This is a genomic window from Kurthia massiliensis (assembly GCF_000285555.1).
In the GTDB taxonomy this organism is placed as follows: domain Bacteria; phylum Bacillota; class Bacilli; order Bacillales_A; family Planococcaceae; genus Kurthia; species Kurthia massiliensis.
The window spans coordinates 578227-601542 of the sequence record NZ_HE610997.1; the positions used below are offsets into that span (position 1 = coordinate 578227).

At 39.8% G+C, this 23316-nt stretch carries 22 protein-coding genes; 8 read left to right on the forward strand and 14 right to left on the reverse strand.

What is annotated here, in order from left to right; translation table 11 throughout:
• Window positions 1-56 precede the first annotated feature (56 nt).
• The 9 genes from KMHG_RS07180 to KMHG_RS07220 all read right to left on the reverse strand — a co-directional run bounded on the left by KMHG_RS07180 (window position 57) and on the right by KMHG_RS07220 (window position 10159).
• Window positions 57-992 carry a class I SAM-dependent methyltransferase gene (locus KMHG_RS07180; RefSeq protein ID WP_010288293.1) on the reverse strand — a complete coding sequence of 312 codons (936 nt, stop codon included), beginning with the start codon at window positions 990-992 and terminating at the stop codon, window positions 57-59.
• A gap of 89 nt (window positions 993-1081) precedes the next feature.
• Window positions 1082-1582: a thiol peroxidase gene (tpx, locus tag KMHG_RS07185; RefSeq protein ID WP_010288296.1), complete on the reverse strand. Its 501-nt coding sequence runs from the start codon at window positions 1580-1582 to the stop codon at window positions 1082-1084.
• 36 nt (window positions 1583-1618) lie between these two features.
• Entirely contained in the window at window positions 1619-2128 is a 510-nt protein-coding gene (locus KMHG_RS07190) for an RDD family protein (protein ID WP_010288297.1), read from the reverse strand.
• Between the two features lie 11 nt (window positions 2129-2139).
• Complete coding sequence (sppA, locus tag KMHG_RS07195; RefSeq protein ID WP_010288299.1) at window positions 2140-3156, reverse strand: signal peptide peptidase SppA; 1017 nt, start codon at window positions 3154-3156, stop codon at window positions 2140-2142.
• Between the two features lie 14 nt (window positions 3157-3170).
• Entirely contained in the window at window positions 3171-4076 is a 906-nt protein-coding gene (gene rarD / locus KMHG_RS07200) for an EamA family transporter RarD (RefSeq protein ID WP_010288300.1), read from the reverse strand.
• A 106-nt stretch (window positions 4077-4182) separates the two neighbouring features.
• Window positions 4183-5754: an acyl-CoA synthetase MbcS gene (gene mbcS / locus KMHG_RS07205; protein WP_010288302.1), complete on the reverse strand. Its 1572-nt coding sequence runs from the start codon at window positions 5752-5754 to the stop codon at window positions 4183-4185.
• Between the two features lie 214 nt (window positions 5755-5968).
• Window positions 5969-7174 carry a tRNA uracil 4-sulfurtransferase ThiI gene (gene thiI / locus KMHG_RS07210; RefSeq protein ID WP_010288305.1) on the reverse strand — a complete coding sequence of 402 codons (1206 nt, stop codon included), beginning with the start codon at window positions 7172-7174 and terminating at the stop codon, window positions 5969-5971.
• The gene (locus KMHG_RS07215; protein ID WP_010288306.1) at window positions 7161-8318 is read right to left on the reverse strand and encodes a cysteine desulfurase family protein; all 1158 of its coding nucleotides are present in this window, start codon (window positions 8316-8318) and stop codon (window positions 7161-7163) included. The genes thiI and KMHG_RS07215 overlap by 14 nt, the downstream gene beginning before the upstream one ends.
• 137 nt (window positions 8319-8455) lie before the next feature.
• Complete coding sequence (locus tag KMHG_RS07220) at window positions 8456-10159, reverse strand: septation ring formation regulator EzrA (RefSeq protein WP_010288307.1); 1704 nt, start codon at window positions 10157-10159, stop codon at window positions 8456-8458.
• A 136-nt stretch (window positions 10160-10295) separates the two neighbouring features.
• On the opposite strand from KMHG_RS07220, the gene hisJ reads away from it, so the two are divergent.
• The 3 genes from hisJ (at window position 10296) to rpsD (ending at window position 12454) form a co-directional block, all read left to right on the forward strand.
• Window positions 10296-11087, forward strand: a complete 792-nt coding sequence (gene hisJ / locus KMHG_RS07225; protein ID WP_010288308.1) for a histidinol-phosphatase HisJ — start codon at window positions 10296-10298, stop codon at window positions 11085-11087.
• Between the two features lie 12 nt (window positions 11088-11099).
• Complete coding sequence (locus tag KMHG_RS07230; protein ID WP_010288309.1) at window positions 11100-11579, forward strand: free L-methionine (R)-S-oxide reductase MsrC; 480 nt, start codon at window positions 11100-11102, stop codon at window positions 11577-11579.
• Between the two features lie 272 nt (window positions 11580-11851).
• On the forward strand, window positions 11852-12454 hold the full coding sequence (gene rpsD / locus KMHG_RS07235; RefSeq protein WP_010288310.1) for a 30S ribosomal protein S4: 603 nt from the start codon (window positions 11852-11854) through the stop codon (window positions 12452-12454).
• Between the two features lie 85 nt (window positions 12455-12539).
• Here rpsD and KMHG_RS07240 read toward each other — a convergent pair whose 3' ends face one another.
• Both KMHG_RS07240 and KMHG_RS07245 read right to left on the reverse strand, forming a co-directional pair.
• Complete coding sequence (locus KMHG_RS07240; protein ID WP_010288311.1) at window positions 12540-13136, reverse strand: YIP1 family protein; 597 nt, start codon at window positions 13134-13136, stop codon at window positions 12540-12542.
• A 100-nt stretch (window positions 13137-13236) separates the two neighbouring features.
• Entirely contained in the window at window positions 13237-13548 is a 312-nt protein-coding gene (locus KMHG_RS07245) for a rhodanese-like domain-containing protein (protein ID WP_010288313.1), read from the reverse strand.
• Window positions 13549-13620: 72 nt separating this feature from the next.
• Here KMHG_RS07245 and KMHG_RS07250 point away from each other — a divergent pair, with 72 nt between their 5' ends.
• The gene (locus KMHG_RS07250) at window positions 13621-13854 is read left to right on the forward strand and encodes a glutaredoxin family protein (protein WP_010288316.1); all 234 of its coding nucleotides are present in this window, start codon (window positions 13621-13623) and stop codon (window positions 13852-13854) included.
• 39 nt (window positions 13855-13893) lie between these two features.
• On the opposite strand, the gene tyrS is transcribed toward KMHG_RS07250, so the two are convergent.
• Window positions 13894-15162: a tyrosine--tRNA ligase gene (gene tyrS, locus KMHG_RS07255; RefSeq protein ID WP_010288319.1), complete on the reverse strand. Its 1269-nt coding sequence runs from the start codon at window positions 15160-15162 to the stop codon at window positions 13894-13896.
• Window positions 15163-15760: 598 nt separating this feature from the next.
• Here tyrS and KMHG_RS07260 point away from each other — a divergent pair.
• The 4 genes from KMHG_RS07260 (at window position 15761) to KMHG_RS07275 (ending at window position 20813) form a co-directional block, all read left to right on the forward strand.
• Window positions 15761-18199 carry a transglycosylase domain-containing protein gene (locus KMHG_RS07260; RefSeq protein WP_010288322.1) on the forward strand — a complete coding sequence of 813 codons (2439 nt, stop codon included), beginning with the start codon at window positions 15761-15763 and terminating at the stop codon, window positions 18197-18199.
• 162 nt (window positions 18200-18361) lie between these two features.
• Entirely contained in the window at window positions 18362-18997 is a 636-nt protein-coding gene (locus tag KMHG_RS07265; RefSeq protein ID WP_010288323.1) for a GNAT family N-acetyltransferase, read from the forward strand.
• Between the two features lie 17 nt (window positions 18998-19014).
• Complete coding sequence (locus KMHG_RS07270; protein WP_010288324.1) at window positions 19015-19656, forward strand: acetoin utilization AcuB family protein; 642 nt, start codon at window positions 19015-19017, stop codon at window positions 19654-19656.
• Window positions 19632-20813, forward strand: coding sequence for an acetoin utilization protein AcuC (locus KMHG_RS07275; RefSeq protein ID WP_010288325.1), 1182 nt, complete (start codon window positions 19632-19634; stop codon window positions 20811-20813). The genes KMHG_RS07270 and KMHG_RS07275 overlap by 25 nt, the downstream gene beginning before the upstream one ends.
• Before the next feature lie 148 nt (window positions 20814-20961).
• Here KMHG_RS07275 and ccpA read toward each other — a convergent pair whose 3' ends face one another.
• Together ccpA and KMHG_RS07285 are read right to left on the reverse strand one after the other, a co-directional pair.
• On the reverse strand, window positions 20962-21960 hold the full coding sequence (ccpA, locus tag KMHG_RS07280) for a catabolite control protein A (protein WP_010288326.1): 999 nt from the start codon (window positions 21958-21960) through the stop codon (window positions 20962-20964).
• A gap of 118 nt (window positions 21961-22078) precedes the next feature.
• On the reverse strand, window positions 22079-23164 hold the full coding sequence (locus tag KMHG_RS07285) for a bifunctional 3-deoxy-7-phosphoheptulonate synthase/chorismate mutase (RefSeq protein ID WP_010288329.1): 1086 nt from the start codon (window positions 23162-23164) through the stop codon (window positions 22079-22081).
• Between the last annotated feature and the right edge of the window lie 152 nt (window positions 23165-23316).

The window sequence follows — 23316 nt, forward strand, 5'->3', positions numbered from 1 at the left end:
CAATTTAAGCTACAAAAAAGGATGCCCTGGGGAGGGCATCCTTTTTATATAGCTTTTTATTTACCTTCGTCTTTTTTCCATTGACGTACGCGGTAGAAAAATTGCTCTAACGCTTCTGGATTGGATAAACTTGGGACTTTCGCTAACAATACATCTTTAACAGGTTTGTCTTGTTCTGATTTCTTTTGTAATACGAAAATGCTTTTTGACATTTCTTCTTTTTTGAACAACGTGCTCGGTAATTGAATAACCGCTTGAATCCACGTATTCGTTTTCACATACGAGAACAATTGACGTGCTTGTTCTGATTCAAAAATGTTACTTGGCACTAAGAAAAAGGCATAACCGCCATCACGTAATTGGTTGATTGACTTCTCGATAAATAAGTGATGTGCGTACGTCATGCCACTCTCAGCATGAATCGTATAGTTCGCATTCGCATATTCTTCATCTGGATAGTAACCGACTGGCACGTCACAAACGACTGCATCAACTGGGTCAATTAACAATGGTAGTAATGCGTTTTGGTGATATAACGCCACTGGTTGTTGTTGTAAATCTGCTGAGGCTGCGGAAATTTGAATTAATAAATCGTCCAGCTCAACGCCTGCGCCTGTTACTTTATCACCGATTAAGTTCATCACTGTTAATAATAAGTTACCTGTACCGATTGCTGGGTCTAATACTGTAATCGATTCATTTTTAGCAAATGTATCTTCGAAAAATTGTTCGACTAAATAACCGACAAGTAATCCAAGTGAATCAGGTGTCATTTGGTGGTTTACTTGAACGCTTTCACGCATTCCTTTTAACAGTGCTAATTGAATCCCTTTACGAATGTCATTGCGGTCCCATTCGCCTTCTGGAGCTTCACCGTCTAACCACGCATTCAGCGCTTCTAATACACCTTCTAAATATGTCACGTTTTCGGCTTGTTGTAATGCAACTGCTTTTGTATCGATAAAATTGAATAATTGTTCTATATTTTCCATCGTTAACTAAATTCTCCTTTAAACGTGAAAAAGATGTCCTGCCAAAAATCAACGAGGACATCTCCTTCACAACTTAAGTACGATCTCGATTAAAGTGCTTTTAATGCTTCTAGCGCTTTATCGTAATCTGGGTGGTTCGTACCTTCTGATACGTATTCCACATATGTTACTTCACCAGCTTCGTTAATCACGAAGATTGAGCGAGCTAGTAAGCGGTGTTCTTTCATGTGTACGCCATAAGCATCACCGAATGAAACTGCATAGTGATCTGATAGTGTTTCAACATTTTCAACACCTGCATTACCGCACCAACGTTTTTGTGCGAATGGAAGATCTACAGAGATTGTTAAAACTTTGTACTCATCACCTAGTTCGCTAGCTGCTTCATTGAATTTGCGTGTTTGTTGATCACATACGCCAGTGTCTAATGAAGGGACAACGCTAATTAATACTTTTTTACCAGCGTAATCTGCTAATGTTTTTGCAGTACGACTGTTATCAAGCACTTTAAAATCTGGTGCTTTGTCGCCTACTTTTACTTCTTGTCCTACTAATGTGACTGGGGAACCCCCGAATGTTACTTGTGCCATGTTCCAACGCCTCCTAAATAATCTATTCCAATTTTACTAAACTTGACCTTCACCTTGCAACTCTTTCATCTCTTGAAGTGCAGGTGTTTGTGGCTTTTTCTTTAATTCGAACGTATTTTCGTGTACGACACGTGTGTCTGCAAGGAAATCGTGCAGTGCTTTATGATGTGGTGTCACTGCTGTAATTAAGTAAAGCAACATAATTTTCACAGAAATATAACGACCTGCCCACTCACGTACGATGACCGTTGCCCAGCTTAATGGCTTCCCACTTTCAGTAATGACTTTCAAACCGAAAATCATTTTACCGAGCGTCTGTCCACAAATTTTCGTCATAATGACGAAGTAGACGTAAAATAGGATACCTGCCACAACACTTTCAACGCTAAAAATCCATAGCTTCATATCATCTATATCGAGCGCACGAAACAAATTGCGAACGACGAGTAGTTTTAACACTGCCCAAATGAGGAGCGTATCGACTGTGTAAGCGCATAGACGAATCCAAAAGCCCGCTGACTTTGCTTCATAGGTTACTTCTTGCATCGTTCACCCTCCTATTCGTTCCCGTACATATACATCATACGCGGTGCGCTATTGTAGTTCGTTAACATTTTACCGATAATTTGTGCATCTGCTGAGCCACTCATTAATACTGAGCTCGCTTTCACTGCAAACATAGATGCCCAATCTGTATTTGCACTATACTCAAACACTTCTGCACCTTTTAAATCTTGTTCTTTTTTCATCGCAGCAATTGCATCTTCTTCATAGCCAAGCTCATCGACTAAACCGACTTCTTTCGCTTGAGAACCGCTATAAATACGACCATCTGCTAATTTTTTCACTTCTTTTTTCGACATATCGCGACCGTCTGCGATCACTGTTAAGAAACGATCGTATGATTCATTAATCATATTTTGTAAAATGTCGCGTTCTTCGTCTGTCATTTCACGTGTGCCACTCATAATATCTTTATACGGACCTGTTTTGATCGTTTCAAATTCAACACCGTATTTTTTCGCTAATTTCGAATAGTTCACACCTTGCATAATGACACCGATTGACCCTGTCATCGTTTCTTCATCGGCGAAAATTTTGTCTGCTGGCGCTGAAATGTAGTAACCGCCAGAAGCTGCCATCGCACCCATTGACACATAAACAGGGATTTTACGTTCTGATTGAATCGCTTTAATGCGTTCATAAATTTGTTTTGATTCGACCACACCGCCACCAGGTGAATTCACATTCAACACAACACCTTTGACAGTTTGGTCTTCTTTCACTTGATCTAACTGTTGTAAAAATAAATCATGATTGTACGTCTCACTTGAAAGTAATGAAGACGTATCGCCAGTGTCTTGAATCGTACCATCTACTGTTAATACAGCAATTCTTCTATCTGTATCCCCAGCCGTTAGACGGTCTTCTGATAATAACTCTTCGTCATCTAAAAATGACGTCAGTCCTTCACTTACATCTTTCGACATGAGTGTTGTTACTGCAGTAAATCCTGTCGAGGCGACAAATAGGAAAATGGCAATTCCTACTGCCCACCAACGCTTTGCGTTCATATACCTCGTCCTCCCTATACTGTTTTATGATGATGTTTTCTTACATCTAAAATCGTTGTGACAGAGAAAATAGCAAGCGCTACCCAAATGAAGCCAAATGATAGCAATTCTGTCGAACCGAATGTTTCACCATACACAAACACGCCGATGAGCAATGTAAGCGTCGGTGATACATATTGAATAAAGCCAACTAAATATAATGGAATGTTTTGTGCACCGATGGCAAATAAGACGAGTGGTATCGATGTCACAGCACCCCCACCAATTAGTAATACCGTCGTTTTCCAGTCTACCATACCGAAAGCCATTTTTCCTTCATATGCTAAATATGCATAATATAAGAGCGCCAACGGTAATACGAACGCTGTTTCAATAATGAGGCCACGTGTTGCATCGAGTTTAATGCGTTTTTTCAGCAACCCATACACACCGAATGAGCACGCTAAGCCGAGCGATACGTAAGGTATGCGACCGTAATTGACCATCATAATGACGACACCAATAAGTGCAATTGCCACTGCAATCAATTGGATTTTCGATAAGCGTTCTTTTAAAAAGATAATGCCTAGCAAAATAGAAACGATTGGATTTAAATAATAACCTAGACTCGTTTCTAAAATGTGATTATGGTTTACAGCCCAAATGTATAAATACCAGTTCACCATAATTAAGTATGCGGCAAGCATTAATGTCCAAAATGATTTTTGGTGTTGCCATAATGCTTTGACGTCGCGGACGAGCGCATGACTTTTTCGAATAAAAATGACGAAAAGTAATGTTAGAATAAAGCTCCAAATGACGCGACTCGCTAAAATTTCTTCACTGCCAACGCCTGCTAACGCTTTCCAGTAAAGCGGGAATAACCCCCAGCACATATACGCAATGAGTGCTGCAATGATCCCTTTTCTTTCATTTTGCATAAGAAGACTCCTTTTACATGTAACATGGCCTTATTATAGCAAAAAAATACAAACGAAAAAGCAGGCGGATTTGTGAGAGGAAATCCGCCTGCTGTTCATATGACAATTAACGTTGGTATTCAGCCTCACGTAATTCGACACGACGGATTTTGCCAGAAGTTGTTTTCGGCAGCTCGTCGATAAACTCGATTGCACGTGGGTATTTGTATGGTGCTGTATGTTCTTTCACGAAGTTTTGTAATTCTTTGACGAAGTCCTCTTCATGTTGACGGCTCGTATCTTTTAAAACGACGTATGCTTTTACGATTGCGCCACGCAATTCGTGTGGACTTGCGACAACTGCACATTCCGAAACGGCTGGATGTTTAATGAGCGCATCTTCTACTTCAAAAGGTCCGATTGTATAGCCTGAACTAATAATAATATCATCACGACGACCTTCAAACCAGAAATAACCATCTTCATCTTTACGCGCGCGGTCACCAGTAATGTAGTAATCACCGATATATTGTTGCGCCGTACGTGCTGGATCTTCAAAATACTCTTTAAATAAAGCAGGCGTTGATTTGTGGACAGCAATATTACCGACAACACCTGGCTCGCACACTTCACCATCTTCATTGACGATATCGACGATGTTACCCGGCGTCGGTTTACCCATTGAACCAGGTCGCGGCGTCATACCGAGCATCGTACCGACAAGTAACGTATTTTCGGTTTGACCGTAACCGTCGCGTACCGTAATACCAAACTCGCGTTTAAACGTATCGACCACTTCGATATTCAGCGGTTCACCTGCTGAAACAGCGCTCTTTAAATGACTTAAATCATAGTCGGCTAAATTTTCGATTTTCGCCATAATGCGATATTCTGTCGGTGTGCAGCATAGTGCTTCTACTTTGTAGTCTTGTAGCAATTGTAAATATTTATGCGGCTCGAAATGACCATTATAAACAAAGCCGATAGCTCCCGTGCCGAGAACAGATAAAAATGGACTCCAAATCCATTTTTGCCAACCAGGACTTGCTGTCGCCCAAACGATGCGTCCTTCTTCCGCGCCTAACCATGCACGAGAAGCTGTGCGTAAATGTGCATATGCCCAAGAGTGCGTATGTACCGCCGCTTTCGGATTGCCCGTCGTGCCACTCGTATACGATAAAAATACCGTATCTTGGCTATTCGTTTCAACGACATCAAATGATTCGCTAAATTCATCGGCTGCTGTCGATAAGTTGACCCAACCTTCTGCTTCACCGATCGTAAATTTCTTTACATGGTCGACATGTTCTGCTTCATCAAACTCTGCTACAAGAGGTGCATAAGCGACAACTGCTTTCGCACGACTATGTGTAATACGATAATCAATATCTTTTGCGCGCAACATTTCAGAGCTAGGAATAACGATAACACCCGCTTGAATGGCTGCTAAATAAATTGTGTACGCTTGAATTAAACGCGGTACCATGACAAGCATAACGTCGCCTTTTTGAAGGCCTTGCGCTTGTAGTGCTTGCGATACTTTGTTTGCACGTTTTACGAGCGCATCATACGTAATCGTGTTTTTGTTTCCTTCGTCATCTTCGTAAATCAGTGCTGTACGATCTTCTCCAGTTGCAAAACGTCGAATTTCCTCTGCTAAATTATAGCTTTGTGGTGCGATGAGATCTTTTTGTTTCATCATGAACTCCCCCTAGTCAAACAATTCGTGTTTAGATAACTACATACTAGCACTAAACATTAGTACCTACTACTAACATTTGTCATATAAAAATGTTTGGAATTTTTATACAGTTATTATTTTACATTTATATGCTCGAAAAGGAAACAATTTTCTCTTTAAAACAGAAAAAATCTTCCGAATAAATCCGGAAGATTTTTTTGAAATTTTTCTCTTATAGTAAATCGTCGAAGTCACTTACAACTTCTTTTTTCGGGAATGTATGGATTTCACGATTACGTACTGCTTTCGCAATCATTTCATCGAAGTCTGTAAAGCTTTCGTAGTATTCCATTTTTTCAACGCGTGGTTTTGTTTTCGGATTTGCTGGTGTAAATACTGTACAGCAATCTTCAAATGGTACGATTGATGTTTCGTATGTGCCAATTTTTTGCGCGATGTCGATAATTTCTAATTTATCATACGTAATTAATGGGCGTAAAATTGGTGTATTTGTCACCGCATTAATCGCTGCTAAGCTGTCTAACGTTTGAGAAGCTACTTGACCTAAGTTTTCACCTGTTACAAGTGCTTTACATTTCGTTTCGCTACGCACGATATCAGAGATTTTCATCATTAAACGACGTGTCGTTGTCATCGTTACGTTTTTCGGCACAGCTTGTTGAATCGTTTGTTGGATTTCTGTAAATGGAATGACGTGTAATTTTACTTTACCGCCGAATTTGCTAATAATTTGGCATAATTCTTTTACTTTACCAAGTGATTGATCGCTCGTAAATGGTGGACTGAAGAAGTGAATTGCTTCGACTGTTACGCCACGTTTCATCATTAAGTATGCTGCGACTGGGCTATCAATACCGCCTGATAATAATAGTAATGCTTTACCGTTTGAACCTACTGGAAGACCAGCAGCACCAGGAATAATATCGACCATCATATATGTTGCTTCTTCACGTACTTCGACGCGTAGCTCAATATCAGGGTTTTTCATTTCTACTGTCATACCAGGTAGTTCTGTTAATACGTAGCTTGCAAGCTCACGGTTTAACTCATACGTTTCTAATGGGAAGCGCTTGAATGAACGTTTCACATTTACTTTGAATGATTTACCTGCATAATCTAATGTAGAAACGATTTCTTTACCTAACGCTTTCATCGCATCTAAATCTGTTGGACATTCTGCCACTGGGCTAAATGATTGGATACCGAACACGTCTGGTAAACGTTGAATCAGTTGTTCCATTTCTTCGTCTGATGAACTTCTAATGTACATACGGTCGCGTTCTAAACGAATTTTCATATCGTCTAAGTCTTTGAACGTCGCTTTAATATTGTCACGTAGACGGTTAATAAATTGATTACGATTACGGCCTTTCGTCGTAATTTCACCGTAACGTACTAAAATCTCATGCCATTTCATGGGTTTTAATCTCTCCTCTAACTTGTTTCACGACTTGCGCGAATGCTTGTTTAAATGTTTCAATGTCTGCGTCTGTTAATCCTTCACCGAAGCTCATACGAATGACACCACGTGCAAAATCGTCTGGTACGCCAATTGCTTGTACGACATGGCTAATTTGATTGTCTTTTGAATGACAAGCACTTGATGTTGAAACGATGACGCCTGCGCGTTGCATCGCATTAACGATGACTTCACCTTTTAAGCCACGAATCGAGCAAGATACGATATGTGGTGCACCGTCGTTAGAAGATAATACGTGTACATCTTCCATCGGTTCTAAAAAGGCATGAATATCGTTACGCCAAGCAGCATATTTCACTGCACGTTCGCGTTGATTTTCAATTGCAATACGGGCCGCTTTTGCGAGAGCAACGTCTTGAGGAACAGCAACTGTACCGCTACGTAAACCCATTTCTTGACCGCCGCCATGAATAATCGGCTCAATTGTCGTACGTTTACGAAGTGCTGCAATACCAGTTCCTTTTAAACCGTTAATTTTATGACCAGAAATTGAAATTGCATCTGGACCTAAATCATCATTAAATTGAATCGGTAATTTCCCGAAACTTTGTACAGCATCGACATGGTAAAATGCGCGGCTGTTGTCACGAACAATTTGCGCGATTTGCGCAATCGGTTGAATTGCACCCATCTCATTGTTGACATGCATAATGCTGACAACGACTGTATCTTTTGTTAATTTCGCTTTTAAATCTTCTAAATCAACGACACCGTGACGGTCGACGTTAACGTAATCTACTGTAAAACCTTCGTGTTCTAACGCACGGGCCGTTTCTAATACAGAGGCGTGCTCGATGCTTGAAACGACGATATGTTTACCACGATGCGTATTCGCACGGGCTAAGCCTTTAATTAAAAAGTTGTTTGATTCTGAACCACCTGATGTGAAAATAACATGTTCAGGCGTTGTATGGATAAGTCCCGCTACTTGTTCACGAGAACGATTTAATAAGTTATTTACTGATACGCCCATCTCATGAAGTGATGCAGGATTCGCATAATAACGTTCGTTCGCCTGGATAAATGTATGCATGACTTCAGCGCTTGGTTTCGTTGTGGCACTGTGATCAAGATAAATCATTTTGTCAATTCCTTCCTTCTAACAAAAACATATGTCTTTTGCTAAGTACATATTATATAACAAAAAATTTGCTTTATCAGTTATTTGAGCCAAATTAAAAAAGGTGTGTCAGAAGTTTGACCTTCCGACGCACCTTTTTATGCTTTGCCTAATGTTTCGTTGACAATTTCTTCTAATTTCACAATTGTACCTGGTTCAACATTTTCAACAGCTTTTGCGGCAATTTCAAGTGCTTTCGTATAGCGCTTATTGTTAAATGCATCTTCTGCTTCTGTTAAACTTTCATCCATACCAGGCTTCGTCATGCGATAGCGATTTCCGTACTGAATGAGTAACTCTACAAGCTTCACGTCTTCGATCATACTGTCAACGTGTTTCGTCGTTTCATTGACAGCGATTTCTGCTGTTTTCACCGCTTCAAATACATCCGGCATATCAAGTGGAATGGCTTTTAATTTATTGTGTGCAATAAATAACTGCTCTTCTGCTTCTGACAAACGTGCGTCAATATCATCTGGAATACCAGGGATATTGGCCTTATGTAATCGGCGTTCTGTGTCACGTAATTTCGCTGTATATTTTTTTAAACGATCCGCTGCACTATTTTCGTCGAGACGTAAATTTTTCAGACGGTCTGAGAACGCATCTTGTTCTTCAAAAATACGTTCAACATCGTTTGCAATTTCTTTTAATTCTACTTCTACCATTGAGTACGCAGCTTGATGAAGTTCTAGCTCGTGCACGATCGTTTCATAACGTTGTTGAATGCTCGTTAACTCTTGCTTACAATTCACAGGAATTGCCGCTTCATTTTGTGGTATTTGGTAACTTTTTTGAACTTCTTCAGTTTCTTTCGCTGTATCCATCGTATACTTTAATACTTCGTGAAGGCGCGTACCAATCGGTGCAACAGATTGGTCGACATATTTTTTCGAATTGTATTCTGCTTCTAATGCATCAAAGTAATGATCAATATCTTCACGAATTTCTTGAACGCGTAATTCCGCTGTTCCAATTTCTAGCTCAGCGACTTTATCTTTTAATTCAATTAATTCTCCTTCGATATCACGAATCCATTCAGGAATTTCTAAATGACGTAAGTAAAATCCTGTATCTACTAACTCATTATGTCCGTAACGAAGTTCTTGTAAATCAGAAGGAATTTGCTTTTGAATTTCACGCAGTAATCCTGGAATCGTTGAGATCAATTTAAAAATTTCTTGACCTTCACGATTCAAATGTTCAACGATTTCGCGCGCTTTTAAATAATCGCCCGCTTCTGTTAATTGATGATAATCTTCAAACTGCGGATTGAACAATTCTAAACGTTCTTCGAGTGGACGTGCTGCATCACCGAATGAATATTGGTGCGCAAGTAACGTTTTACGAGACGTACGATATTGTTCATGTAATTGTTCAATTTCAATACTGCTTTGTTTTTCGCTATTCACTAAGTAGTCTAATTCATCTAAAATTTGAATAATTGTTTTGTCAGCGTCCGCAATGCGCGCATCAATTTCTTTTTCAGCAATCGACGCTTTACCGAACTGGAAACGATCGATATGGCCACGTAGCTCGTCAATTAATGCATCAATCTTAGGGAACTCTTGGTCGTTTAAATTTTCCCACTTATTTTTCCAGCTCTCAAACATTTCTTCTGTTTGCCCATTCATATTTAAACCCTTTACTTTCGCGAGTTCATCTTGCACAGGCTTCATTTGAAGTTTGTCTTTGAGTGCTTGCAGTCGTTTCATCTCTGTAAGATGTTTGTTACGAAAAACAAAGATGACTGCTATAATTACGATTAGTACGATGATGATTGGAATGATGTATTTAATCATCGTAAGCCCCCTTGTCCTTGTACTATATACTTTTCTTAATTCTATATTTTGTTTAATAGTACCATGTTTTTATTACTTTTGTTTATCTAAAAGTATACAATTTCATCAATTTTCCATTAAACTGGAGGGATTTATTATGAAACGAGATGGTCATATCCATTCTCCTTATTGCCCACATGGCACAACAGACACATTTGAAAGCTATATTGAAAAAGCAATCAGTGAAGGATTTACCGATATTTCATTTACCGAGCATGCCCCGATTCCAGCGGATTTCATCGATCCGACGCCGGATCAAGATAGCTTTATGACGATGGAAAACTTCCGTGCATATGTCGAAAAAATTCAGAACCTTCAAACACAATATCGCGATCAAATTCGTATTCGTTTAGGCGTAGAGCTTGATTTCATCGAAGGTTACGAAGCACAGACGACTGCATTTTTAAATACATATGGTCATCTATTTGACGATGCGATTTTATCGGTTCACTTTTTAAAGTATCATAATGAATACGTATGTATCGATTTTTCAGATGAGGTATTTATCGATTTTGCACGCCGAGTCGGTTCAGTTGAAGCTGTCTACAATTTATATTATGATACTGTGAAACAATCTATTACTGCGAATTTAGGTCATTATAAGCCGAAGCGAATCGGTCACCCGACGCTCGTACATAAATTTCAATTAGCACATGGCGAAGTTATTGACGACGATCATCACATTCGTGAAATATTAACGTCTATGCACGAGCATGGCTACGAGTTAGACGTCAACAGTGCAGGATTATCGAAAAAGTATTGCCAAGAAAGCTATCCAGCGCCACGTTATATTGACTACGCCAAATCACTCGGCTTACAACTCGTTTTCGGCTCTGATGCCCACCAAGTAAAAGATTTACACAACTATTACGACGATATTATGATTTAAGGGGTTCTCAACATGTTCGAAAAAACGACTTATGCAGGCGATTTAGCTGCGCAATACACATTATTATCAAAACAACTAGCTGCACTACTTGAAGGCGAAACAGATCACATGGCGATTTTAAGTAATGCATCAGCATTATTAAATCAATTTTTAAACGATGTCAACTGGTGTGGTTTCTACCTATATAAAAACGATGAATTATTACTAGGACCATTCCAAGGCTTACCAGCATGCGTTCATATTCCAATTGGACGTGGCGTTTGTGGTACAGCTGCAAAAACGATGGAAACGCAACTTGTGAAAGATGTGCACGCATTCCCTGGCCATATCGCTTGTGATGCTGCGACAAATTCAGAAATCGTTGTGCCACTTTCAAAAGATGGCGCACTATTCGGCGTGTTAGACATCGATAGCCCTTCTACAGGACGCTTCGACGAAACAGACCGTGATGGCATCGAGTTATTCGCACGTACATTAGAAAAATATTTATAATTTTTCGAGGAATTGCTTTTGAAGCAATTCTTTTTTTGTCCGATAATATTGCTTGACTTTACATAGCTCAGTCACGTACAATAGCACTTGTGTAAAATAAACGCAGCGGTTGTATGGTTTAGTCGCTTCAGTTTGCCCCTCTAGTTTTCTAGATGGTGTATAAGTAATTCGTCGGCTGCATGAACGAACATACATGAAGGCAAAATGACGCCTATACTAAATACGACTGATTTTTGTTTTATACCAAATAAAAATCATAGGAGGGACTTTAAATGTCTCGTTATACAGGTCCATCATGGAAACTATCTCGTCGTTTAGGCATTTCTTTAAGCGGTACTGGTAAAGAAATCGAAAAACGCCCATACGCTCCAGGTCAACACGGCCCAACTCAACGTAAAAAAATCTCTGAGTACGGCTTACAATTACAAGAAAAACAAAAATTACGCCACATGTATGGTATGACTGAACGTCAATTCCACAACTTATTCGTAAAAGCTGGCAAACAAGCCGGCGTACACGGCGAAAACTTCATGATCTTACTTGAAACTCGCCTTGATAACCTAGTTTACCGTTTAGGTTTAGCTCGCACTCGTCGTGCAGCTCGCCAATTAGTAAACCACGGTCACGTAACAGTTGATGGTAAACGCGTTGATATCCCATCTTACAGCGTTAAACCAGGCCAAGTGATTTCTCTTCGTGAAAAATCTCTTAACCTTACAGCTGTAACTGAAGCTTTAGAAGTTAACACATTCGTTCCTGAATACTTAACTTTTGACGCTGACAAAAAAGAAGGTACTTTCGTACGTTTACCAGAACGTTCAGAATTATCTTCTGAAATCAACGAAGCGTACATCGTAGAGTTCTACTCTCGCTAGTAGCGTATTCGTTAAAGCAGATTGCCTCGGCAGTCTGCTTTTTCTTTACGTAAAAAGGACATCCTCATCAGAAGATGTCCTTTTTTTATGATTGAAGCAAACTGCCTCCGACTGCAAGTATTGCAATAATAGCAACAATAATAATCATGACAATAATGAAGCCGAAAATAATCGTAACGATCATCGTACCAATCGCACGACCAATCGAAATGTTTTCCACTTCCGAAATGACGATAACTTCTAGTACGATCGTCACAATCCCGATTACAAATAATAAAAGGGCCATAATCATGCTGTATACATTAATCTCACTGTTTGTCACATTGATTAAAATAAAATAAATAATAGCAAGTGGCGTCGCCAATACGTACGGTAATAGTGAAACGTAATACCCTTTTCGCATCGCTTTAAATGTACCTGTTCCGCCGAATAGCTTAGCTGCGATATGTGTGACGAATCCAGCTACGATAGCGCCAATCCACACACTCGGAATCGCGAAAATAATTGCCATTAAAATGCCTATCGTCGTTAATTTACCGGTTTCCGGATCAATGCTTGCGTAGCTCAAATTGCCAAAACCCGCTAAAAACATAACGAACCAATATTTGCTGAACGAATGATCGTTCACAAAATGTACAGCTTCGCGTGGACTTTTCCACGCAATTTTAAATAAATCAAACATTCTATTCCTCCTCTCGTCGTTATTTCCATTTTATATTAATGCCCGTTATCATTCTATTTATAACCTATTTCAGACAATCAAAAAAATGAAGTAGCATGCGCTACTCCATTTCTGGTAATACAACTTCTCCTTGCCAACTCATCATGCCGTCACTTAAGTTCACCGTTTCAAAACCGACGCTTTCCATAAATGTCGCTGCATGATAGCTACGCACCCCTGCTTTACAAACGAATACGTATTTTTGACGTTCATCAAGCTCTGACATGCGGTATTCTAGTTCACCAAGTGGGATATGTTTTGCACCCGGAATCATACCATAAGCGACTTCGAAATGTTCGCGTACGTCGATAATATTGAACGTTTCCCCTGCGGCTAATGCGTCTTGAACTTGTTGTGCTGTAATGTTTTCCATAAATACTCCTCTACTTGCGTTTATTTCAAATGGTTTATATGATGTACTTATTATGAAAGGAAGTATGCACTGATGCAAGCAACAATCTACAGTACACCTAACTGCGGCTATTGCACATTAATGAAACAGTTTTTAGCCGAACAACATATTGATTATACCGTCGTTACAATTGATGGTCCTGAAGTGGCGCAATATTTAATGAACGAAACCGGTCGCCTCGGTGCCCCACAAACGAATATCGAAGGCTATTGGGTACTCGGTTATGATCCGAATGCTGCAATGAAAATTATTCACGGTCTGCAATAAAAAAACCGCCAGCTGCTGCTAGCGGTTTTTTTAGATTCATTAAGCGAATTTCACCATGAAGTATTTTTTCTTACCACGACGGATAATTGTGAATGCATCTTCTAGACGATCTTTTGCATCAATTGTGTAATCAAGTTCTTTCACTTTTTCACCATTGACTGAAATCGCACCGTTTGTTACGTCTTCACGTGCTTGACGTTTAGATGAAGAAATTTTCGCTTCTACTAATAAGTCAACGATATTCGCATCTGCTTTTGCAACTTCTACTGAAGGTACGCCTGAGAATGCCACTTTCATTTCTTCTACTGAAAGTGCTTTTAAATCACCTGAGAATAGTGCAGCTGTAATTTTAAGTGCTTGCTCTAAACCTTCTTCACCGTGAATTAATTTTGTCATTTCAGCAGCTAATGTTTTTTGTGCTTCACGTAAGTGCGCTTCTGTTTCTACTTTTTCAGCTAATGCTTCAATTGTTTCACGAGATAAGAATGTGAAGATTTTTAAGTATTTTACAACGTCAGAATCTGCTGTATTTAACCAGAATTGGTAGAACTCGTATGGAGATGTTTTTTCAGCGTCTAACCATACGGCACCACCCGCTGTTTTACCGAATTTTGTGCCGTCTGATTTTGTCACTAATGGAATCGTAAAGCCGAATGCTTTCGCTTCTTCATCGTGTGTTTTACGAATAATTTCAAGACCAGTTGTAATGTTACCCCATTGGTCAGAACCACCAACCTGAATACGTACGTTGTGGTTGTCGTATAAGTGGTTGAAGTCCATACCTTGGATTAATGTGTATGTGAATTCAGTGAATGATAAACCTGATTCAAGACGTGATGAAATTGTATCTTTACCAAGCATGTAGTTAATGTTGATTAATTTACCGAAGTCACGTAAAAATTCGATTGTTGTCATATTACCGAACCAATCGTAGTTGTTCACAAGTTGTGCACCGTTTGCTTCATTTGAGAAATCAAAAATGCGACTAAGTTGTGCTTTAATGCAGTCTACGTTATGTTGAATTTGTTCAGCTGTTAATAGGTTACGTTCTGTTGAGCGACCTGATGGGTCACCGATCATACCTGTTGCACCACCGACTAAAAGAATTGGTTGGTGACCAGCTTGTTGGAAACGACGAAGTGTTAACATTGGTACGATGTGACCGATGTGCATAGAATCAGCAGTTGGGTCAACACCTACGTATAATGCTACTTTTTCGTCGTTTAGTAACTTTGCCATACCTTCTTCATCTGTTTGTTGGTATAACAGGCCGCGCCATTGTAAGTCTTCGATTAATGCGTTTGTCATGTAAAAGTCCTCCTCAAAATTAGTGGAACTGTTGCGTTTCTGCGTTCGTTCCTTTTATGCAAAATAAAAACGTCCCTGCCATCTATTGATGCAGGGACGTTAGGGACGTATAACGCGGTACCACCCGGCTTGGAGATTGTGAAAAATCTCCCGCTTGATTCGTACTTTATCGCAGTACATACGTCTCACTCCGAATGTGTAATTCATGCCACGTACTATGTCTAGCTTCCACCAACCGCTAGCTCTCTATACAGGAAATACGGACATTACTGCGCATTCTTCACCGTTCGATTCATATATAGGCTATTATCACTGTTCATAAATCAAATGTCAATAAATTAGACTGAATATGTTATAATAGACGAGATTTTATCGAAATCTTTTCGTAAAATACGTTCATTTAAAAGTGGCATAAAACGAGAAGATTAGGGTAAGATGTAATGTATGAATCAGTGATTGATACATAACACGTATGAGCATTTACAAAACTAAGCTAGCCGTTGCACGAGCTTAGTCCCTTAATTTAGAACATAAAGGAGGAAGGCGTTCAGAAAGTAGCAACATCACGCCTTTGTGAACTTTTTGCAACGTCATGTGAGTGAACAAAATCAAACAGTGGGTCGACCAATTCGATGCTAAACTTGAGACGTTATCAAACAAAACATGGATGAAGTATTTCCGTATCACGACAGGTGTATTGAAAAACTTAATCATGATTTTTGTACTCTTTGCCGTCCTCGGAATCGTTTTCGTCGGATCGATTGGTGCAGGTTATTTCGCGTCACTCGTTAAAGAAGAGCCCCTTACCTCGAAAAAAGAAATGGTATCGATGGTTCACAATTACGAAGAGACGAGTAAATTATACTTTGCAGGCAACCAATATTTAGGCAAAATGCGCACAGATTTAGAGCGTACAGAAACGACGCTCGATAAAGTCGCACCGACATTAATTGATGCCGTGATTGCAACAGAGGATGAAAACTTCTATAAACATAACGGTATTGTACCGAAGGCCGTACTTCGCGGTCTTGCACAAGATATTTCAAATTCTGACTCGCAAACAGGTGGTTCTACATTAACGCAACAGTTAATTAAAAACCAAATTTTAACGAATGAAGTGTCTTACGAACGTAAAGCAAAAGAATTATTACTCGCACAACGTCTTGAAATATTCATGACGAAAGATGAAATTTTAGAAGCTTACTTAAACGTTATTCCTTACGGTCGTAACTCTTCGGGCACAAATATTGCCGGCGTTGAAACTGCTGCAGAAGGAATTTTCGATACAAGCGCAAAAAAATTAAATCTTGCACAAGCTGCTTATATCGCAGGGATTCCACAATCCCCTTACGCATATACACCTTATACACAATCAGGTGCATTAAAAGACGATAAACAGTTACAAATCGGTATTAACCGTATGAAAACTGTATTGTATCGTATGCATGAAACAGATAAAATTTCGACGAAGCAATACAAAAAAGCACTAAAATATAACATTAAAAAAGACTTCCGTGCGAAAGAAGCGCGCGCTGCTGAAAAATATCCATATGTCACATATGAAATCGAAGAACGTGCAAAAGAAGAAATGGCGAAAATCATTGCGAAACGTGATGGTATTGAAGCAAGCCGTATCGAAAACGAAGCACGCTTACGAGAGAAATATAAAATTTTAGCAGACCGTGAGTTACGTACGAAAGGTTATAAAATCTATTCAACAATCGACAAAAAAATGTACGATGGTATGAATAGTGTGAAAAACAACTTCTCAAGCTACGGTGTATCAAAATCAGCTCAAACAACTGATTCAGAAACAGGCGAAACAAAAACAATTGAAGCACCTGTACAAGTCGGCGCAATGGCGATTGAAAATGCGACAGGTAAAATTAAAAGCTTCATCGGTGGCCGAGATTACAACATTGAAAACGTAAACCACGCGACACAAACAAAACGTCAACCTGGTTCTACAATCAAGCCGCTACTCGTATACGGCCCAGCAATTGAAAACGGAATTATTAGTGCAGGTAGTGCCCTACCTGACGTTACAGTTACGACACACGGTTGGTCTGCATCAAATCCGCTTGAAAACTATGGCGGTGCAACACCGAAAGGTATCGTTTCTGCGCGTTACGCACTAAAAAATTCATTAAACTTACCAGCTGTTCGTTTATACGGTTTAAACTTCGGTAACAAGCCTATGAAATATTTAGATAAACTTGGCTTTGATCACATTACTGAAACAGACCGTACGACATACTCTGCAGCACTTGGTGGTTTACAATACGGTTCAACAATTGAAGAAAACACGAATGCTTTCGCAACATTTGCCAATAACGGTGAATTTGTCGATGCGTACATGATTACGAAAATCGTCGATAAAGAAGGCAAAACGGTTTACAAACATAAAGCGAAAAAGAAAAAAGTATTCTCTGAAGAAACATCATATATCGTCACAGATATGTTACGTGATGTTTTAAAATCTGGTACGGGTAAAGTAGCAAATGGCACATTAAAATTTGGTGCTGATTTCGCTGCAAAATCTGGTACGACACAAAACTATAACGACGTTTGGTTCGTCGGTTATAACAAAGACATTTCATTAGGTTTATGGCTCGGTTACGATACGCCGTCAACATTAGATTATGGCTCGAACTACTACGGCAAACCTTCTGAACGTATTAACCGTCTATGGGGTCAATTAATGAACTCGATTTACGATACAGACCAAAGTTTAGCAACAGCATCTGGTAAACGATTCCAACAGCCTTATAATGTAGCAAAACGTCAAACATGTTCAATCGAAGGTAGCAGTTGTTCTACAGACCTTGTGAATACATCTATTTCATTGAAAAAATTCACGCCAGCTGGCATTTTACAACCATTCGGTGGCGACACGAATGCATTGAGTGGCAAGAAAGAAAAAGAAGCTAATAAAGAGGACGAAAACGGTACAACAACTGATACAGACACAACAAATAACAATGCTGAAACGTCGACAGAGACGACGCCACCAGCTGAATCAAATAACGGTTTCTAATGCAAAAGAGTCGAATCGCAATATTGCGGTTCGGCTCTTTTCTTTTCACGATTTATTCAAAATTTTCTCGTTTACGCATGTTTTTTTGAGTTCATTTGATTTTTTTCTAAAATATTCCTGTATAATATGTACAAAGGATTATACATTGAGGAGGGAAAACGCTTGGAACATATAAAGACGTTTGCTTCACAGACGTTAGAGAGCAACATGGGGACATTAATACTTGAAGGCCCCTTATCGTATGAATCGTTACAGCAATTTTCGCTACATCCAGGGTTAAAAGCTTTTCGCCCTGCCCCCCAGCAATATAAAGCGCTTCTAAATATTTCTCAAATGCCTGAAGGACGCATCGTCGTCGCACGACTAGATGATGTCATTGTCGGCTATGTGACGATTTTATATCCCGACCCGCTAGAACGTTGGTCCGAAGCAAAAATGGACGATTTAATTGAGCTAGGCGCTATTGAAGTCATTTCCGAATGCCGCGGTGCCGGCGTCGGTAAAGCGCTCGTACGTTTAAGCATGAGCGATGATGCGTTAGAAGATTTTATTGTTATTACAACGGAGTATTATTGGCATTGGGATTTGAAAAGTACCGGCTTATCGGTATGGGATTATCGCAAAATGATGGAGAAGATGATGAATGCCGGTGGTTTAATTGAATATACGACAGACGACCCGGAAATTACAGCCCATCCTGCAAACTGTTTAATGGCACGTATCGGCAGTCGTGTCCCTGAAGAAAGTATTGAAGCATTTGACCGTATTCGTTTTTACAATCGTTATCGCACTTCATAATTAAGGGAGGCTTTTTTATGCTTGTAGAAAATTTAATGATTCGAAAAGTCCATACGTTAAAGCCGACACAGACGTTATTTGACGCCGAAGAACTCATGCGTACGAAGCGTATTCGCCACGTACCAATCGTCGATGCTGAACAACGTCTCGTTGGCCTTATTACCGAACAAGATTTAAAACGTGCAATGCCCTCTTCTCTCGTAACAGCTGAACGAAATTCATTAAACAACCGATGCATCGAAGAATTTATGGTTCGAGATGTGATTATCGGTCACCCACTCGATTTTATTGAAGAAACAGCATTGTTATTTTTTGAAGAGCGTATCGGTTGTTTACCGATCGTTTCAAATGGCTATCTCGTCGGCATTTTGACAAATACCGATATTTTATTAAACTATATCGAATTGACCGGTGCGCACAAACCGAGTTCACAAATTGAGCTGCGCGTCGATGATCAAGTCGGCGTTTTAAGCCGCGTCACAACAATTTGCGCAGATCATCGTGCAAGCATCATTAGTTTACTCGTCTATCCAGATTTAAAGCAGTCATCGAAAAAAATTATTTCACTTCGCGTAAAAAGCATTAGCCCTCAAGCCGTTATCGAGGACTTGCGTAAGGAAGGATTTGAACTATTATGGCCAAATTTCCCGAGCATGTAAACGCGCAAAATGCGGTATTCATTTATTCCCCTGCGCAACTCACGTATAAATTTTCCGAAGAGCATCCATTCAATCAAAAACGAATTGAGCTCACGATAGATTTACTTGAAAAACTCGGTGCGCTATCAGCCGAACAAATCGTTCCGCCACGCGTAGCGACCGATGATGAAATCGCACTTGCACTTGACCCGGCATACATAGATATCGTCAAACGCGCCGGCCACGGCTATGTGACAAATGCAGAAGGTGAACCGTATGGCATCGGTACAGAAGATACACCGATCTTCCCGAACATGCACGAAGCGAGTGCGGCCATCGTCGGTGCTACGCTCACTGCGTGTGATTATGTCATGCAAGGTAAAGCACAGCACGCGGTAAATCTTGGGGGTGGGTTGCATCATGGTTTTAAAAATAAAGCATCTGGTTTTTGTATTTATAATGATTCATCAATTGCGATTAAATATATGCAAGAAAAATATAACGCACGCGTCTTATATGTCGATACCGACGCGCATCATGGAGACGGCGTGCAGTTTCGCTTTTATGACGACCCGCAAGCGTGTACATTTTCAATTCATGAAACAGGCCGTTATTTATTCCCAGGTACAGGCTCGATTACCGAGCGCGGTACGGGTGATGCCTACGGTACGTCGTTCAACATTCCAATTGATGCATTTACCGAAGATGATTCATTTTTAGATTGTTATCGCACAGCGATGCGCGAAATTGTCGAAGATTTTCAGCCGGATATTATTTTGACGCAAAATGGTGCAGACGCGCATCATTTCGACCCTCTCACACACTTATCGTGTACGATGAAAATTTATCAAGAAATCCCGCGCATTGCACATGAGCTTGCACATGAGTTTTGTGAAGGTCGCTGGGTAGCGGTTGGTGGCGGTGGCTACGATATTTGGCGTGTCGTTCCACGCGCATGGGCATACATTTGGACGGAAATGAGTGATTTCCCACAACCACATGGCCCCCTTCCACAAACATGGCTCGATAAATGGCAACCTGAAGCGCCTGTTACATTTATTCCGACATGGGATGATCCAGATCCTTTGTTCGAGCCGATTCCACGTCGTGCAGAAATTACCGAAAAAAATGCGCAAACACTCGATAAAGCGCTCTATACGATTAGACATAACATTTAAAAACCCGAGGCTGGGACAAAACAGTTCATTTTCCTTTTTTAGCGCTCGCAACAAAAAACCGGAACCGCGCCACAGCGTGATTCCGGTTTTTTTATGCTCATTTGAGGTGGTGTTTTTACACTTATATCCCAGCCTCATTTCATTTGATTTATCGTGTTGAATTGCGAATTTCGATGCGATGTGGCAAAATCACTTGTCGATCTTCGATTGTTTCTTTATTCATAATTTTCGTTAATAAACGCATTGATACAGCACCGATATCATATAACGGTAGTACAACGCTTGAAAGCTGCGGACGTACCATGCGTGCTAATTTTGAATTTTCAAAGCTGCATACTTCGATATCTGTCGGTACAACTTTGTCATCATCTTGTGCTGCATGAATGACACCGATTGCAGGTTCATCGCTGCCTACGAAGTAAGCGCTTGCTGGCTGTGCTAATTTTGACACGTGGTTATATACTTTCATCCCTTGGTCATACGTGATAACATCATCAAAAATTAATGATTCGTCGATTGCGATGCCCGCTTCTTCTAATGCTTTCACATAACCTTGATATTTATATTTTTTATTAATCGTCGCATTAAATGAGCCTGAAATAAAGGCGATGCGTTCGTTGCCGCTAGCGATTAATTGTTTCACTGCTTCATAAGCAGCATCTGTGTAATCAATATTTACTGCAGGTAAATTGTTTTCTTCATCAATTGAACCTGCTAACACAATCGGTACAGGTGAATGACTCATTTTATCTGCTAACGGTTTTGTTACGCGCTCTGTCATCATGACGATACCGTCAACTTGTTTGCCATACATATTATCAAGTAACGTTAATTCTTTTTCTTCGTTTAAATCAGAGTTCGATAAAATAATGTTGTAACGATACATTGTCGCTACATCCTCGATGCCACGTGCTAGTTCCGCGTAGAAAATATTCGAGATGTCTGGGATAATGACCCCGACTGTTGTCGTTTTCTTACTTGCTAATCCACGCGCGACAGCATTTGGACGATATTCTAAACGTTCAATCACTTCCAATACCTTTTTACGCGTAGATGGTTTGACGTTCGGATTGCCGTTGACAACACGCGATACGGTTGCCATTGACACATTCGCTTCGCGTGCCACATCATAAATAGTTACGGTCACGATCATGACCCTCCTTTTAACTCGTATACATTAATAATAAACCATTATGAAAGCGGTTTTCAATAAAAGAAAAGTGACGATTCATCGAAATGAATCGCCACTCCTCTAAAAATGGTATTTATGCTTTTAATTCGTATTGTTTCATGAACACTTGAAGTGAATCATAGAACTTGTCGAATGTTGGAATATCCATTTGTTGTTGTGAATCTGAAAGTGCTACCGCTGGGTCTGGGTGTACTTCCGCCATGACGCCGTCTGCACCGATTGCAATCGCTGCTTTTGCACATGGTAATAATAAATCACGACGACCTGTAGAGTGAACAACGTCTACGAATACAGGTAAGTGTGTTTCTTGTTTAAGAATTGGCACAGCTGAAATATCAAGTGTGTTACGTGTCGCTTTTTCGTATGTGCGGATACCACGTTCACAAAGAATGATTTGATCATTACCTTTTGACATGATGTATTCTGCTGCATTGATGAATTCATCGATTGTTGCTGCTAAACCACGTTTTAATAATACTGGTTTGTTCGTTTCACCAGCTGCTTTTAATAACTCGAAGTTTTGCATGTTACGGGCACCGATTTGAATAACATCGATGTATTCTAACGCGTCATCTAAATGCGTAGGTGTGACGATTTCAGAGATGATGCCTAAGCCATGTTTTTGACCAACGTCTTTTAAGATTTTTAAACCTTCAAGACCTAAACCTTGGAAGTCGTATGGAGATGTACGTGGTTTATATGCACCACCGCGCATTAATTTTAAACCTTTACCTGCAACTGCTGCAGCAACTGCTTCTGTTTGTTCGTATGATTCTACAGCGCAAGGGCCGAATACAAATGATGGTAGACCTTCCCCGATTGGTTCACCGTTAACGGTAACAATTGTATCCTCTGGTTTACTTTTACGAGATACAAGTAATTTTTTCTTTTGGTTTGTTTCTTGTAATTTAAGTGCTGTTTTGAAAATCTCTTTGAACAAGTGATTTACAGTACCTTGTGATAGAGGACCTTTATTGTGCTCTTTAATAAGGTCTAACATGTGGCGTTCGCGTAAAGGATCAAATCGGTTTACACCTTGCTTTTCTTTTACTTGACCAATTTCTTCTACTACCTCTGCACGTTCGTTAATTAAACGTAAAATTTCAAGGTTAAGTTCGTCTACGCGTGTACGTAGATTTTCTAAATTCTGATGACTCATAACCGTTTTCCCCCTTCTTCCACATATCAGATACTTTCAGCAAACTGAAATGTGTGTTACATTTTTAGATATTATAGTCAGTATAATCAATTCATTTATAAATGTCACGTACTTTTTCTTTAACGCTTCAACGCAAAAAAGTATAATTGTTA

Coding starts and splice junctions, on each gene's coding strand:
- KMHG_RS07230 (WP_010288309.1), top strand. CDS start 11,100: ATGTTCGAAAAAACGACTTATGCAGGCGATTTAGCTGCGCAATACACA.
- KMHG_RS07250 (WP_010288316.1), top strand. CDS start 13,621: ATGCAAGCAACAATCTACAGTACACCTAACTGCGGCTATTGCACATTA.
- KMHG_RS07245 (WP_010288313.1), bottom strand. CDS start 13,548: ATGGAAAACATTACAGCACAACAAGTTCAAGACGCATTAGCCGCAGGG.
- thiI (WP_010288305.1), bottom strand. CDS start 7,174: ATGAAATGGCATGAGATTTTAGTACGTTACGGTGAAATTACGACGAAA.
- KMHG_RS07275 (WP_010288325.1), top strand. CDS start 19,632: ATGGCCAAATTTCCCGAGCATGTAAACGCGCAAAATGCGGTATTCATT.
- KMHG_RS07240 (WP_010288311.1), bottom strand. CDS start 13,136: ATGTTTGATTTATTTAAAATTGCGTGGAAAAGTCCACGCGAAGCTGTA.
- tpx (WP_010288296.1), bottom strand. CDS start 1,582: ATGGCACAAGTAACATTCGGGGGTTCCCCAGTCACATTAGTAGGACAA.
- KMHG_RS07215 (WP_010288306.1), bottom strand. CDS start 8,318: ATGATTTATCTTGATCACAGTGCCACAACGAAACCAAGCGCTGAAGTC.
- rarD (WP_010288300.1), bottom strand. CDS start 4,076: ATGCAAAATGAAAGAAAAGGGATCATTGCAGCACTCATTGCGTATATG.
- KMHG_RS07180 (WP_010288293.1), bottom strand. CDS start 992: ATGGAAAATATAGAACAATTATTCAATTTTATCGATACAAAAGCAGTT.
- tyrS (WP_010288319.1), bottom strand. CDS start 15,162: ATGACAAACGCATTAATCGAAGACTTACAATGGCGCGGCCTGTTATAC.
- KMHG_RS07285 (WP_010288329.1), bottom strand. CDS start 23,164: ATGAGTCATCAGAATTTAGAAAATCTACGTACACGCGTAGACGAACTT.
- mbcS (WP_010288302.1), bottom strand. CDS start 5,754: ATGAAACAAAAAGATCTCATCGCACCACAAAGCTATAATTTAGCAGAG.
- rpsD (WP_010288310.1), top strand. CDS start 11,852: ATGTCTCGTTATACAGGTCCATCATGGAAACTATCTCGTCGTTTAGGC.
- KMHG_RS07220 (WP_010288307.1), bottom strand. CDS start 10,159: ATGATTAAATACATCATTCCAATCATCATCGTACTAATCGTAATTATA.
- KMHG_RS07190 (WP_010288297.1), bottom strand. CDS start 2,128: ATGCAAGAAGTAACCTATGAAGCAAAGTCAGCGGGCTTTTGGATTCGT.
- sppA (WP_010288299.1), bottom strand. CDS start 3,156: ATGAACGCAAAGCGTTGGTGGGCAGTAGGAATTGCCATTTTCCTATTT.
- hisJ (WP_010288308.1), top strand. CDS start 10,296: ATGAAACGAGATGGTCATATCCATTCTCCTTATTGCCCACATGGCACA.
- KMHG_RS07270 (WP_010288324.1), top strand. CDS start 19,015: ATGCTTGTAGAAAATTTAATGATTCGAAAAGTCCATACGTTAAAGCCG.